Genomic DNA, 14,475 nt, shown 5'->3' with positions numbered 1-14,475 from the left:
AAATCTCCTTGCTACGGTTGCATAACACTTGTGTGTGATGGAGTTGCGCATCATAATGCCAATAGTCACTATTAGTAAGTAGGAACTTAAAAGTGACTTAGGCACCTAAAATTAACTGAAAGTAGACGATGATGATTGAAAACAGTGACCGGGTTTTGCAGATATCGAGTAGCTGGGATGCGTATCACACTGAATGTCCGACGCGGCTGGTATTAAATAGAATTGCGGATAAATGGGCAGTGTTGGTGCTTGGTTTGCTGGAGACAGAAACCAAACGTTTTAGTATTTTGCAGCGCGAGATTGGTGGGATCTCACAAAAGATGCTCACGCAAACATTGCGTGGTTTAGAGCGGGATGGGTTGATAGCGCGGACCATTTTCCCCACCGTGCCGCCTAAAGTGGAGTACACCATTACGCCATTGGGTAAAACACTGGTGGGTTTGCTGGCTGCGGTACGCGTATGGTCAGAAACGCATATTGAGGAAGTGCTGAAAGCGCAAAGCGATTATGACAAGGCTGCTCAGGAAACCCTTAACTCGGAAGCACCAGGCGTGAGAACAGTCCGCTTTTAGATGCTTTATGCCAGTAACAAAAATACCGTCGGTTTTTTATGCACATCCGGTAATGGTGTTTTCTTCCACTCTGCAGTAGTCTTAGTCACAATCAATTCATTTTCTGCCGTGATATTGCAGGCTACACACAATCTTGTTTGTGGCTGCAAGTTTGCAATCAAGTCTTCCAGCATATGCTGATTGCGGTAGGGCGTTTCTATAAACAATTGCGTTGCCTGCTGTTTCTTGGAATCAAACTCAATCCCTTTGATCGCTTTAATGCGTTCAGCTTTGTCACTTGGCAAATAGCCCAGAAACGTAAACCGTTGGCCATTTAAACCACTTGCCATTAAGCCTAATAACAAACTGCTGGGGCCAATTAAAGGCGTTACGCGTATGCCTTTTTGATGCGCCACGGCTGCCAAGGCAGCGCCGGGGTCTGCGATACCGGGACAGCCTGCTTCACTCATCAGGCCGACATCAGTCCCTTGTTGCAGGGGCTGTAATAGGGCGGGTAATTCTTTTGGCTGAGTATCTTTATTCAGCAGACTAAACGTCAACTCTCGAATCGGCGTCGGATGGCCGCTGGCGGCCAGAAACTGGCGGGCGGTTTTTTCGTTCTCGACAATGAAGTGCTGCAAGCTATGCATGCGGCTGATCACTTCTGGCGGCACGACTTGTTGCGGCGAAGTATCTTCTGCCAGGGGAACGGGAATGAAATAAAGCGTGCCGGTTGTCATAGGTTTGTTATTTGATTGAATAAGCTGAATTATCCCACGGCCGACATAAAAAAAGCATCCTTGTGAAAGGATGCTTTTTTAGCTTGATAGATCACCGTTTCCATTAGATGGAAACGGCAACTCATTTAATATTTCACTTGCACGCGATATTTAAGCGTCACATCGCTTTCAGCGGGAACGTTGATTTTCCAGGTGGCCTGATGCGCACTGGTTTTTTTGTGCGGCTGCGATTCATTGAGGATTTTCCAGTCGCCATTGATCGGCTCTTGAACGTTGACCGTCACCGCTTCTTTTTTGGCATTGTGCAGGGTGATGGCATAGGCGCTTTCGTACAGCGGCACCTGGTTATTGCTTTTGCTCAGGTTTTTAAAATCGGTTTGCACGCGTTCTGCGGTGACATCAAACGCATTGCCCAATTTGAGGCGCACGGTATCGTTTTTAGCGGTGTGATCAATCTGGTCTTCACCGACAAACTGTGCAGTGCCATCGCTATCCTTTTTGTAAACGCGCATGGTGCCTTTGGGTAATGGAATGCCCAGTTTGCTGCTTTCCTTGTTTTCAAACTCGACGTAGACCTGCACCTTCTGCTTTTTCTCTACGTCACGGTATTGGCCTTGATAGTAGTAATCAGCGCCGGTTAACACGAGCTCTTTACGCGCAGGAATCTGCTGGGCGGTGAGCAGTGCCACCTGCTTGGTCTGATTTTCGGCAATACTGGTTGCGCGTGGCAACGTATAGAGATGGTATTCCAGCAAGCCTTGCTCAGTTGGCATAGGCGCATCGGCCGCCATGGCTTCCGAGCGCATCATCATGGTTTTCGGGCGGATGGCTTCGCGCACGCGATTGACATCGCCGGCTACTAATTGCACTTTGGCATTCGGGTAAGAAGTACCGCTGGTGTTGTTCAGGGTGACCCAGCCTGACAGGTCTATAGTGTCTTCCTTACTGCTGAGTTCAGCGACGTAATCGGCTTTCCAGTTCAGGCCGCCGGTGAGGTAGCTTAATTCCACACTGCCTTGTTCAGCACCCTTATATTGCACCTGCGTGGTCAAGGTTGGGCGATCTCTCAGCTGACCAGGCACATTCGGATAGGCGATGCGGCCTGGAAAGCCGGTTTCGATACGATTGCCGATTTTAAGCACGATGCCGTTTTGTGCGGAGAGTACGGTCGCTGTTTCTTCAGTCTCGGCACCGGTTGTTGGGTTGGTTTTAATGACGCTGACTTGCTGGCCAACAAATTTCTCTAGTAATGTTTGCGGGCTGAGCAAGTCAAAATCAAAGTTTTGTTCCAGCACTTGCAGGCTGGTATTCGGCAACAGGCTGCGTAGCAGGGCTGTTTCAGGCTTGATCTGAGCGCTGACATCACGGAATGACAAAGCGGATAAGCCATTATTCAATTTGAGTTTACGGCTATCTTTGACCAGGGCCAGATCTTCGTTGTAGATTGTGACGGCGACACCGGTTTGATCTGATTGCGGGCTGATGATGGCTGTTTCCGCGTGAGCGAGTGAAAAACTACCCAGTGATAAAAGTAGCAGGGAGCTGAGTCGCATGAATATCCTCTCGTTGTTGTGTGTGCTTGTATGCTTGTGACTTTGTAAACGCGGCTGCCGTTCAAAAGTTAACAGCGTTCGCTCTGATATTTAACTATAAGCTAGGTACGTGGCAGGGATAAGACATCAATGCCAGCTTGATTCAGCATGTTGACCAGTGCAATTAAAGGCAGGCCAATTAAAGCATTAGGGTCGTCCCCACGCATATAGTCGAGCAGCGCGATGCCCATGCCTTCGGATTTGGCACTGCCTGCGCAATCGTAGGGTTGTTCCAAGCGTAAATAGGTTTCGATCTGTAGGGGCGTCAGCGTTTTGAATTTAACGAAGTAGGGCACGATAGTCGATTGCATCTGCTGGCTGGCGCTGTCATACAAAGATAAAGCACTATGAAAAACCACTTCTCTGCCACTGAGCATGGTGAGTTGTTTGACTGCGTTTTCATGATTTCCTGGTTTGCCTATTTGCAAACCATCCACCGTGGCTACCTGGTCGCAGCCGATGATCAGGGCATTTGCGTAACTCTCTGCCACTTTTAGCGCCTTGCTTTCAGCTAGTCTTAAAGAAGTGTGTTCCGGACTTTCGCTCGCTAGTGGCGTTTCGTCGATACCAGGCGACACGCATTCAAATGGCAGGTGCAGTTTTTCCAGGACTTCGCGACGGTAGCGGGAGGAAGAAGCAAGAATTAGGGTTGGCTTAGTCATTAGGATAAAAAAATCCCCGAAGGATATTCGGGGATTTTAGCATTTTGATGAAACCGGTAGATTACTCTGATTATTAATCAGGTTGAATTTCAATCAGTGTTTCGTCTGGCGTTACGCTATCGCCTTTGGCTACGTGTATTGCGACCACTGTACCTGCTTTACTGGACTGGATTTCGTTTTCCATCTTCATGGCTTCGATCACCAGTACGCCATCACCGGCATTGACTTTGTCACCAACGTTGACTTTAACAGTCACGATAGTGCCTGGCATGGCAGTAGTGACACAGCCTGGATGGGTAGGGCGAGGACGGCCACTGGAAGTCACGGCAGCTGCTTTTTTCTTGCCACCGTTGGAATTGCCACCATCACTGATTTCCATTTCGTCCAGGGTTTCAACGAAGACTTCTTCAGAGATACCATCTACTTTTACGTAGTAAGGACGGCGCTCTTCACCGGCATGGCCGCTACCAGTCAGTTTGATATGGTAGGTTTCACCGTGCAATGTGATATTGAATTCATTCGGTGCGTAGCGTGCAGCAGCGGTTTGCTGCGTCACTGCTTCCTTGCTGAGTAATTGCTCAGGTTGCAGTGAGCCGGCATTACGTTCTTGCAAGAAAGTCTGACCGATATCAGGGAACATGGCATAGGTCAGCACATCTTTTTCATTATTAGCAAAGCGTTCGGCTTCACCTTGCAACTTGGTCATTTCTGGTTGCAACAGGTCAGCAGGGCGGCAGGTAATCACTTCTGCATCGCCAACTGCTTTCTGACGCACTTCTGCATTCACAGGCGCTGGCGCTTTACCGTATTGACCTAGCAGGTAGTTCTTTACTTCGTTAGTGATAGATTTGTAACGGCCACCGGTCAATACGTTCAACACTGCCTGGGTTCCTACGATTTGTGAAGTAGGCGTCACTAAGGGAGGAAAGCCCAAGTCTTCACGTACACGCGGGATTTCAGCCAGTACTTCATCCATGCGGTTGAGCGCGCCTTGTTCTTTCAACTGGTTGGACAGGTTGGAGATCATGCCACCCGGCACCTGGTTAACCAGTACACGGGTATCTACGCCAGTGAATTCGCTTTCAAACTGCCAGTATTTTTTGCGTACGTCTTTGAAGTAGGCAGTGATTTCCTGTAATTTGCCCAGATCCAGGCCGGTATCGTATTCAGTCCCGCGTAAAGCAGCGACCAGGCTCTCGGTCGTCGGATGGCTGGCACCTTCGGAGAAAGAAGAGTTGCAGGTATCGATAATGTCCACGCCGTTTTCAACGCTCTTAAGCATCACCATACTGGCTAAACCAGAAGTGGCATGGCTGTGCATGTGCACTGGCACGCTGACTGCGGCTTTCAATTCCCTTACCAGTTCGCCGGCCAATGTTGGTGTGAGTAAACCGGCCATATCTTTAACGCCAATACTGTCGCAACCTAAGGCTTCCAACTCTCTGGCCATATTGACGAAGTAGGCCACGTCATGCACCGGACTGGTCGTGAACGACAAGGTACCAATCGCATGTTTTTTAACGTTTTTGACCGCTTCAATCGCAGTTTTCAGGTTGCGGATATCGTTCATCGCATCAAAGATACGGAACACATCGACGCCGGTATCAGCCGCCTGTTTTACAAATGCATGTACCACATCATCTGAATAATGGCGGTAGCCAAGCAGGTTCTGGCCACGTAGCAACATATTGATAGGCGTGTTAGGCAAAGCCTTGCGCAGCTTACTCAGGCGCTCCCACGGATCTTCTTTCAGAAAGCGCACGCACGCGTCAAAAGTGGCCCCGCCCCAGGCTTCAAGAGACCAGAAACCAATATCATCCAGTTTGCTGGCGATAGGCAGCATGTCTTCGGTACGCATGCGCGTCGCAATCAGGGATTGGTGACCATCTCTTAAAACGAGTTCGGTGATATGTATTTTGCTCATAATCTTGTCGATCTAATAATCTGCGATACGTTAATTAAATGCCTTCGTGGGCGGCAATCGCGGCAGCGATTGCTGCGGCCATCAACTCTTTCGGTAACCCGACGTCATATTCAGTCAGCTCCGGGTGTTGCTCTACAAAGCTGGTATTGAAATTGGCGGCACGAAAATCCGGATGCAACATAATTTGTTGGTAGTAAGGAATCGTGGTTTTCACGCCATACACCACCATGTCATTCAATGCCCGGCGACCGCGCTCAATCACGCCTTCCCAGTCCAAAGCCCAAACAGTGAGCTTGGCGCACATGGAGTCATAGTAGGGTGGAATCACATAGCCACTATAAATCGCCGCATCCATACGCACGCCCGGACCGCCAGGCGCATAGTAACGGGTGATTTTGCCAAAGCTGGGCAGGAAGTCTTTTTGCGGATCTTCTGCATTGACACGATATTCCATCGCGAAACCACGGAAAGCAATCTCGCTTTGCTTGTATTGCAGTGGCAAACCGGCAGCAACGCGAATCTGTTGCTGTACGATATCCACACCGGTAATGGTTTCAGTCACGGTATGCTCCACCTGCAAACGGGTGTTCATCTCCATGAAGTAGAAATTGTTATCGGAATCCAGCAGGAATTCGACGGTACCGGCATTTTCGTAACCAACCGCTTTGGCTGCTTTTACGCCTAAACCACCGATGTAGTCACGCTGCGCTTGGGAAAGCTGAGGGGATGGAGCAATTTCAATCAGCTTCTGGTTGCGGCGCTGGATAGAGCAATCGCGCTCAAACAAATGAATAACATTGCCATGCGAGTCAGCCAAAATCTGTACTTCAATATGACGCGGATGTACGACACATTTTTCCAGGAACACTTCTGGCTTGCCAAACGCCTTGCTGGCCTCGGAAATCACGCGGTCATAGTTACTTAGTAAGTCTTTTTCACTGTCGCAACGGCGAATACCGCGACCACCACCACCGTTAGTGGCTTTTAACATGATCGGGTAACCAATTTTTTTCGCTAATGCGACGGCTGCATCCAGCGATTCCAGGTTGCCATCACTACCTGGTACACATGGAATGCCTGCATCGATCATGGCATTACGCGCTTGAATCTTATCGCCCATCTGGCGAATCACATGTGCTTCCGGGCCAATAAACTTGATGCCGCGGCGGTCACAGACTTCAGCCAGTTCAGGATTTTCGGAAAGAAAACCATAGCCTGGATGCAAGGCATCACAGCCCGCAGCCACGGCGATATTCACTATATTATGTGCATTCAGGTAACCCGCAACCGGGTCAGAGCCGATGTTGTAGGCCTCGTCAGCTTTTTTGACATGCAATGCATGGCGATCGGCGTCGGAATAAATGGCCACGGATTTAATGCCCATTTCCGAACACGCGCGCACAATGCGCACCGCAATTTCACCGCGATTCGCGACTAAAATTTTCTTAAACACACATTACCCTTAAAGCAAGAAAAAAGGACAGAGTTTTAGTAGCACCAGCTCTTACGCGGTTTTAAACCTTGTATCAAGACTGTTTGGGCTAGTTAGGTTGTGGTTTTGTACTATCTTGACCACCAGAAGTAGGGTTGATAATACACACCGCACCATAGTTGCGCTCTTGATAAAGAGCACTGCGTGAAGCGACGCCATTATAACAAAAAACCTGCGCCTTAAATAGTATGAAGTAAACAGGGCGCGAGTGTTTGTATGGAAGGATTCGTCAATCACTGTATAGTTTGCTATATTAAATAGCCTGTAAATAAAAGGAGTTTTCTTTGTCGAATGCGCGTTATCTGGAATTAGCCAGACAGCAAAAACATACCGAAGGTGTGCTGGAGATGGCATCGCTTAACCGTTTGGAGCAGGCCTTGCGGGAGCTCGGTGTGGATGATACGAAAGCGTTGTCAGCAGTTTCGGTGGCCTATCAACTACAGGGCCTGCCGCCGCGCTATTTTGGTGATACGCAATTACCCATGCTGTCTCTCATGTTGCAAACAAATCTGCCCCTTATTTGCCAACGTTGTTTTGCGCCTATGCCGCAAGCCTTGGATGTGCAATTTGAATTTGCGGTTTGTGACGAGCCGCCTGAAGCGTTACTTGAAGATGAAGATGTTGACTGGTTGGAATCGAACGCTGAATCCACTTTTGAATCGGTGGTGGAAGATGAGTTGCTAATGGCTTTGCCTATTGCAGTGATGCACGAAGAAGAGTGCGCGCCTTTGCAAAAGACCGCTGGTGAAAAACCTAATCCTTTCGCAGCGCTTAAAAATCTGAAGTTGAATAAGTAAAAATTTAAACTTGAAGATAAAATATCCAATGAAAAGCGACGTTTGCACTATTTGTTGCAGTTGTCTCTGGAATATTTTATAATGCTGGATTAGGTAGCAATTCTGGTTTTTAAACTGCCCATTTGCAAATTGCGGCGGTTAATTTTGGAGTAATTTAAAATGGCAGTTCAGCAAAACAAAAAGACACCGTCCAAGCGTGGTATGCACCGTTCACACGACTTCTTGACAAACCCACCTTTGGCAATCGAGCCAACGACTGGTGAAGTACATTTGCGTCATCACGTAAGCCCTAACGGTTTTTACCGTGGCCGTAAAGTGATGCCTGCAAAAGGCGAGTAAATCGCTGTTAAAGCAATAAGGTAAACTGCGCCGCGCACAAAATGCGCGGCGTTTGTGTATCTGGCGCAAGCGACTACTTTTCCTGTGCCCTGCAAGGCATGCGTAGATTTAAGAGTGCTCAGATGCTGGCGAATGAATGAACTAGTGTACAGATAATGATTGTGTCAGTAATACAGCGCATAAACTAAATCGTGTGTTAGTAAACTTGGGAAATAACATGAGTACAAGTCAACACGGGCAATCTCAGGAAGTTGTGATTGCAATTGATGCCATGGGAGGAGATCACGGTCCACATGTGACTGTGCCTGCGGCAGTTCGTATCCTGAACGAAAATCCTAATCTCAATATTATTCTGGTCGGCTTGCAGGATGCCATCGAGGCAGAACTGAAAGTCCTGCATCTTTCTGCTGGCCCGCGCCTGCGCGTGCATCATGCGTCTGAAGTGGTATTGATGAATGAGTCACCACAAAGCGCTATGAAGAATAAAAAAGATTCTTCAATGCGGGTGGCTATCAACATGGTGAAAACCGGTGAGGCCCAGGCTTGTGTCAGTGCAGGCAATACCGGTGCCTTGATGGCGACGGCACGTTTTGTCCTCAAAACCCTGCCCGGGATTGACCGTCCGGCGATTGCTTCTACTTTGCCTTCTGAAAAAGGCAGCACCTTTATGCTGGATTTGGGTGCGAATGCGGATTGTACGCCAGAGCATTTATACCAGTTTGCAATTATGGGTGCCATGGTGGTCAGTTGTGTGAACAATAAACCTAACCCGACCATCGGCTTGCTCAATATTGGTTCGGAAGATATTAAAGGTAATGAAGTTGCCAAACAAGCGGCAGAGTTATTGCGTGGTAGCCATCTGAATTTCTATGGCAACGTTGAAGGTGACGATATTTTCAAGGGCACTACTGATGTGGTGGTCTGTGATGGGTTTGTCGGCAACGTCTCCCTCAAAACCACTGAAGGCTTGGCACATATGATGGGTAAATTCCTGACCCAGGAATTCAAACGCAACTGGCTGACTAAGTTAATGGCGCTTGGTGCTTTCCCGGTATTGAAGGCATTTAAAAAACGTGTAGACCCTCGCCTTTATAATGGCGCCAGCTTTCTGGGCTTGCGTGGCATTGTGGTGAAGAGCCATGGCGGCGCAGACAAGGTTGGTTTTTACCATGCTATTCACGTGGCAATGGAAGAAGCGCAAAGTGGTGTTCTGAAGCGCATTCAGTCCCAGCTTGAAATCGAACATCTGGCGACGGCGGAAGAGCCGTAGCGCGCTCATGCCATTGTTCTGTTAGGCGTTTTTATCCATTTAAGGCATAATCGCACCCATGATTTACGCACGAATTGCAGGGACCGGCAGCTATCTGCCACCTAATATATTGACCAATCTGGATTTGGAAAAATTGGTCGATACCACCGATGAGTGGATATTTTCCCGGACAGGTATTAAACAGCGTCACCGTGTCACAGATGAGCTTACCAGTGACCTGGCAACCAAAGCTGCGCTGAACGCGATTGAGGCTGCAGGCATTCAGGGACAGGATATCGACCTGATTATCGTTGCGACGACTACCCCAGATAAAATTTTCCCCAGTGTAGCCACTATGGTCCAGCGCAAGCTGGGAATTGCTGGCTGTCCGGCCTTTGATGTGCAGGCAGTATGCAGCGGTTTTATCTATGCTTTGGCCACCGCCACGCATTTTATGCGCTCAGGCCAGCATAAAAATGTATTGGTGATTGGGGCTGATACCTTTACCCGTATTTGCGATTACACAGATCGTAGCAACTGTATTTTATGGGGTGATGGCGCTGGCGCCGTGATCCTGCAGGCCAGTGACCAGCCTGGCGTGTTGTCTACCCATATTCACGCCGATGGCAGCTATGAAAACCAGCTACATGTGCCACGAAATCCTGATGGACCAGATACGGTTGTCATGGAAGGCAATGCGGTATTCAAAATTGCGGTCAACACACTAGACCAGATTGTCGACGAAACGCTCAAAGCGAATGACATGCAGAAATCTGATATTGACTGGCTGGTTCCGCACCAGGCCAATATCCGTATTCTGCAAGCCACTGCCAAAAAACTCGATATGTCCATGGACAAAGTGATCGTAACGGTTGATCGCCATGGCAACACTTCTGCAGCTTCCATCCCACTCGCATTAGATACCGCCGTCCGGGATGGCCGTATCCAGCGCGGGCACATTCTGTTAATGGAAGCATTTGGTGGTGGATTTACCTGGGGCTCTGCACTCGTTAAATTTTAAGTGAAGATGGAAGTTGTTCACTAAAACTTAACTCTTAGCCAACTATCTGTTTTTAAATAATTAATTTAATATTCTTACTCTTATGTCTACATTTGCTTTTTTCTTTCCAGGCCAGGGCTCACAATCTGTGGGCATGATGCAAGGGCTTGAGTCTCATGCTATTGTTAAGCAAACATTTGAAGAGGCTTCCTCGGTATTAGGGGTAGATTTCTGGAAAATGGCGACTGAAGCCAATGATGAAATCAACCTGACCCAGAATACGCAGCCAATCATGCTCACTGCCGGTATTGCAACCTGGCGCGTCTATCAAAGCCTTGGTGGCAAGCAACCGGTAGCGATGGCTGGACACAGTTTAGGCGAATACACAGCTTTAGTCGCCGCTGGCGCGCTAAGCTTTGCAGAGGCATTGCCTTTGGTTAAATTCCGTGCAGAAGTCATGCAGCAAGCCGTGCCTGAAGGGCAGGGCGCCATGGCAGCCATCTTAGGCTTGGATGATGACACTGTGCGTTCGGTCTGTAGCGAAGCTGCACAAGGCCAGGTCGTGCAGGCTGTAAACTTTAATTCTCCTGGGCAAGTGGTTATTGCAGGGGATAAAGCGGCGGTTGAACGTGGAATGGAGCTGGCTAAAGCCAAGGGTGCCAAACGTGCACTGCCATTGCCAGTCAGCGTGCCTTCACACTGCGAATTAATGAAGCCTGCCGCTGAAAAATTACATGCTTATTTACAGAATGTCGCTGTCCAGTCACCGCAAGTGCCGGTTTTGCACAATGCGGATGTCGCGGCTTACAGCGATGCAGCACAGATCAAAGATGCTTTGGTGCGCCAGTTATATAGCCCGGTACGTTGGGTAGAGACAGTGCAGCAACTGGCTGCGCAACAAGTTTTAAGCAGTGCTGAAGCTGGTCCCGGCAAAGTGTTGACCGGTCTTGCAAAACGTATAGTGGCTGAAATGAGTTGTGTGGCTTTGGTGAACGAAGAGTCCATACAAACCTTTATAAACCAATAATAAAAAAACGCTGTGTGAAGGAGTAATGATGCTGAATCAACAAGTAGTTTTAGTGACCGGCGCTAGTCGCGGCATTGGCGCTGCCATTGCGCAAGAGTTAGGTAAGCAGGGTGCAATCGTCGTTGGAACGGCCACATCCGCCAGTGGCGCAGATGCGATTACCACCTCCCTCAAAGCTGCGGGCGTAAATGGTATAGGCATGGCGCTGGATGTGACACAGTCGGAGCAGATCGATGCTGTGCTGAAGAAAATTGCAGAGCTCTATGGTGATGTGACTATCCTAGTAAACAATGCAGGCATTACCAAAGATACATTATTGATGCGTATGAAAGATGATGATTGGGATGCTGTGCTGAACACCAACCTGAAATCAGTATTCCGCATGAGTCAGGCAGTGTTGCGCCCGATGATGAAAGCACGTCAGGGCCGCATCATTAATATTTCAAGCGTGGTCGGGCACATGGGTAATGCGGGCCAAACCAATTATGCTGCGGCTAAAGCAGGCATGACCGGCTTTACCAAGTCATTGGCGCAAGAGGTAGGTAGCCGCAACATTACTGTAAACTGTGTGGCGCCTGGTTTTATTGAAACCGATATGACCGCCGAGTTGTCAGATGACATCAAGACAAAAATGCTTGAGCGTATCGCCGCTGGCCGTCTGGGGCAGGTTTATGAAATTGCAGCGACCGTGGCTTTTCTGGCTTCACCAGCTGCTGCTTACATTACCGGTGAAACCATACATGTAAATGGCGGCATGTACTGCGCATAGTTTGATATGGTAAGTCTATTGCCATATCTTTTTAACAATAGTTTTTTGGTATTCTAGGCAACATTTGTTAGAATACCGGTTTACTGAACACGACACTTATCAATAAGGGGTATTTTAGATGTCCGACATCGAACAACGCGTAAAGAAAATCGTTTGTGAACAATTAGGTGCAAACGAAGCTGACGTTAAAAACACATCATCTTTCGTGGATGATCTGGGTGCAGATTCTCTGGACACGGTAGAATTGGTAATGGCTTTGGAAGAAGAGTTCGATTGCGAAATTCCTGACGAAGAAGCTGAAAAAATCACAACCGTTCAGCAAGCGATTGACTACGTCAGCGCCAACCTTAAGTAATTCTTTGACTTAATTCTTTAATCAGCCCTCGCAAGAGGGCTGATTTCTATTATGACCAAACGCAGAGTAGTAGTAACTGGTTTAGGCGTGGTGTCTCCAGTAGGGATTGGTTACCAGAACGCCTGGGACAATCTTATCGCTGGTCAATCAGGCATTGCCCGTATAACCAAATTTGATCCAACGCCATTTGCATCGCAGATTGCCGGTGAAGTCAAAGGCTTTAATGCTGAAGACTTTATCCCGGCCAAAGATGCCCGCCGCATGGATACATTTATCCAGTATGGCCTGGCAGCTGGCCTGGAAGCTTTCAAGGATTCCGGTCTTGAAGTGACAGAAGCCAATGCCGAGCGCATCGGTGTCACCATTGGTTCAGGTATCGGTGGCTTGGGTTTGATCGAGTCAACCAACGACAATTACGACGATGGTGGCCCGCGCAAAATCTCGCCATTCTTCATTCCTGGCACTATCATCAATATGATTTCCGGTAACCTGTCGATCATGTTGGGCCTGAAAGGGCCAAATATTGCGATTGTGACTGCCTGTACCACTGGTACGCATAGCATTGGTGAAGCAGCACGTATGATTGAATATGGTGATGCAGATGTCATGGTTGCTGGCGGTGCAGAAGCAGCCATTACAGAGCTGAGCGTAGGGGGCTTTGCCTCTGCGCGCGCCTTATCTGGCCGCAATGATGATCCGGCGACGGCAAGTCGTCCCTGGGATAAAGACCGTGACGGCTTTGTCATTGGGGAAGGCGCTGGAGTATTGGTGCTGGAAGAGTACGAGCATGCCAAAGCACGTGGCGCAAGAATTTATGCTGAAGTGTCAGGCTATGGTTTGAGTGCCGATGCTTATCACATGACTGCACCCAATATGGACGGCCCACGCCGCTCCATGGTCAATGCACTGAAAAATGCAGGCGTGAGCCCTGACCAGGTACAGTTCATGAATGCGCATGGCACTTCAACACCTTTGGGTGATGCCAACGAAACCAATGCGATTAAGGCCACTTTTGGCGACCATGCTTATAATTTGGTCGTTAACTCTACTAAATCAATGACTGGTCACTTACTGGGTGGTGCAGGTGGCTTGGAGTCCGTATTTACGGTGTTATCAATCTACCATCAGGTATCGCCACCAACCATTAACATTTTCAATCAGGATCCCGAATGTGATCTTGATTATTGTGCCAACACAGCACGTGATTTGAAAATTGAATATGCCTTGAAAAACAACTTTGGCTTTGGTGGAACTAACGGTAGCTTGTTGTTTAAGCGTGTTTAAATTCACCTGATATCAACAAATAAAAAAGCCAGCAATAGCTGGCTTTTTTATTTGTTGAAACTGAGCGAATTTCAGTCCCAGCAGGCGGCTATGCAAGCCGGCCTACTAAATAATTCAACAGTTACAGAACGGCCAGGGCAGCTTCATAATTAGGCTCGTTAGCGATTTCGCTTACTAACTCGCTATGAAGTACTTTGTTGTTTTCATCCAGCACAACCACAGCACGGGCTGTCAAGCCAGCCAGACTACTGTCAGTGATAAAAACACCATAGTCGGTGGCAAATTTTTCTGTGTCACGGAAAGTCGACAAAGTCACTACATTTTCCAAACCTTCTGCGCCGCAGAAACGGCTTTGTGCAAATGGCAAATCTGCAGAAATGCACAATACGGCGGTATTGCTGGCTTTACTGGCTTCTTTATTGAAGGTGCGTACGGAAGTAGCACAAGTCGGCGTATCAATGCTAGGGAAAATATTCAGCACTTTACGTTTACCAGCATAGGCATCCAGGCCTACCAGGTTGCGCTTAGCATCCGCCAATTGAAAGTCAGGTGCGGTATCACCTACTGCCAGAAATTTTCCGCCAACAGCGACCGGGTTACCTTTAAGCGTTACGCTTGCCATAGTGTTCTCCAAAACGGGTTAAGTGTTAAAAGTAGCTACTGTAGCGCTTCATGCGGTGGCAATCAACCTTAT

The 14,475-nt window shown here is 48.4% G+C and carries 15 protein-coding genes; 9 read left to right on the top strand and 6 right to left on the bottom strand.

Features of this window, described 5'->3' with window-relative positions; genetic code table 11:
* Window positions 1-128 precede the first annotated feature (128 nt).
* Window positions 129-572 carry a helix-turn-helix domain-containing protein gene (locus ASG24_RS00555; protein WP_235559622.1) on the top strand — a complete coding sequence of 148 codons (444 nt, stop codon included), beginning with the start codon at window positions 129-131 and terminating at the stop codon, window positions 570-572.
* A gap of 5 nt (window positions 573-577) precedes the next feature.
* Here the strand turns inward: ASG24_RS00555 and ASG24_RS00550 are convergent, their stop codons facing one another.
* The 5 genes from ASG24_RS00550 to ASG24_RS00530 all read right to left on the bottom strand — a co-directional run bounded on the left by ASG24_RS00550 (window position 578) and on the right by ASG24_RS00530 (window position 6,922).
* Window positions 578-1,291, bottom strand: coding sequence for an SAM-dependent methyltransferase (locus ASG24_RS00550; protein WP_055866626.1), 714 nt, complete (start codon window positions 1,289-1,291; stop codon window positions 578-580).
* Between the two features lie 125 nt (window positions 1,292-1,416).
* Complete coding sequence (locus ASG24_RS00545) at window positions 1,417-2,844, bottom strand: DUF4139 domain-containing protein (RefSeq protein WP_082487941.1); 1,428 nt, start codon at window positions 2,842-2,844, stop codon at window positions 1,417-1,419.
* Between the two features lie 101 nt (window positions 2,845-2,945).
* Window positions 2,946-3,545, bottom strand: coding sequence for a Maf family nucleotide pyrophosphatase (locus ASG24_RS00540; protein WP_055866620.1), 600 nt, complete (start codon window positions 3,543-3,545; stop codon window positions 2,946-2,948).
* A 73-nt stretch (window positions 3,546-3,618) separates the two neighbouring features.
* Entirely contained in the window at window positions 3,619-5,469 is a 1,851-nt protein-coding gene (oadA, locus tag ASG24_RS00535) for a sodium-extruding oxaloacetate decarboxylase subunit alpha (RefSeq protein ID WP_055866617.1), read from the bottom strand.
* A gap of 34 nt (window positions 5,470-5,503) precedes the next feature.
* On the bottom strand, window positions 5,504-6,922 hold the full coding sequence (locus ASG24_RS00530) for an acetyl-CoA carboxylase biotin carboxylase subunit (RefSeq protein WP_055825188.1): 1,419 nt from the start codon (window positions 6,920-6,922) through the stop codon (window positions 5,504-5,506).
* 323 nt (window positions 6,923-7,245) lie between these two features.
* Here ASG24_RS00530 and ASG24_RS00525 point away from each other — a divergent pair, with 323 nt between their 5' ends.
* The 8 genes from ASG24_RS00525 to fabF all read left to right on the top strand — a co-directional run bounded on the left by ASG24_RS00525 (window position 7,246) and on the right by fabF (window position 13,781).
* A complete protein-coding gene (locus ASG24_RS00525; protein WP_235562266.1) occupies window positions 7,246-7,758 on the top strand; it encodes a DUF177 domain-containing protein in 513 nt (170 codons plus the stop codon).
* 159 nt (window positions 7,759-7,917) lie between these two features.
* The gene (gene rpmF / locus ASG24_RS00520; RefSeq protein WP_018985326.1) at window positions 7,918-8,097 is read left to right on the top strand and encodes a 50S ribosomal protein L32; all 180 of its coding nucleotides are present in this window, start codon (window positions 7,918-7,920) and stop codon (window positions 8,095-8,097) included.
* Window positions 8,098-8,314: 217 nt separating this feature from the next.
* Window positions 8,315-9,367, top strand: coding sequence for a phosphate acyltransferase PlsX (gene plsX, locus ASG24_RS00515; protein ID WP_055866614.1), 1,053 nt, complete (start codon window positions 8,315-8,317; stop codon window positions 9,365-9,367).
* Between the two features lie 58 nt (window positions 9,368-9,425).
* On the top strand, window positions 9,426-10,367 hold the full coding sequence (locus ASG24_RS00510; protein ID WP_055866611.1) for a beta-ketoacyl-ACP synthase III: 942 nt from the start codon (window positions 9,426-9,428) through the stop codon (window positions 10,365-10,367).
* Window positions 10,368-10,449: 82 nt separating this feature from the next.
* Complete coding sequence (fabD, locus tag ASG24_RS00505) at window positions 10,450-11,373, top strand: ACP S-malonyltransferase (protein WP_055866608.1); 924 nt, start codon at window positions 10,450-10,452, stop codon at window positions 11,371-11,373.
* 28 nt (window positions 11,374-11,401) lie between these two features.
* A complete protein-coding gene (gene fabG, locus ASG24_RS00500) occupies window positions 11,402-12,142 on the top strand; it encodes a 3-oxoacyl-ACP reductase FabG (RefSeq protein WP_055866605.1) in 741 nt (246 codons plus the stop codon).
* Between the two features lie 118 nt (window positions 12,143-12,260).
* A complete protein-coding gene (gene acpP / locus ASG24_RS00495) occupies window positions 12,261-12,497 on the top strand; it encodes an acyl carrier protein (RefSeq protein WP_055825178.1) in 237 nt (78 codons plus the stop codon).
* 51 nt (window positions 12,498-12,548) lie between these two features.
* Complete coding sequence (fabF, locus tag ASG24_RS00490; RefSeq protein WP_055825174.1) at window positions 12,549-13,781, top strand: beta-ketoacyl-ACP synthase II; 1,233 nt, start codon at window positions 12,549-12,551, stop codon at window positions 13,779-13,781.
* A gap of 121 nt (window positions 13,782-13,902) precedes the next feature.
* Here the strand turns inward: fabF and tpx are convergent, their stop codons facing one another.
* Window positions 13,903-14,403, bottom strand: a complete 501-nt coding sequence (gene tpx, locus ASG24_RS00485; protein WP_055825171.1) for a thiol peroxidase — start codon at window positions 14,401-14,403, stop codon at window positions 13,903-13,905.
* Between the last annotated feature and the right edge of the window lie 72 nt (window positions 14,404-14,475).

Source organism: Methylophilus sp. Leaf414, assembly GCF_001425425.1.
Taxonomy (GTDB): domain Bacteria; phylum Pseudomonadota; class Gammaproteobacteria; order Burkholderiales; family Methylophilaceae; genus Methylophilus.
Note: the sequence above shows the minus strand (reverse complement) of the source record. Positions and strands in the feature narration are given on the sequence as shown.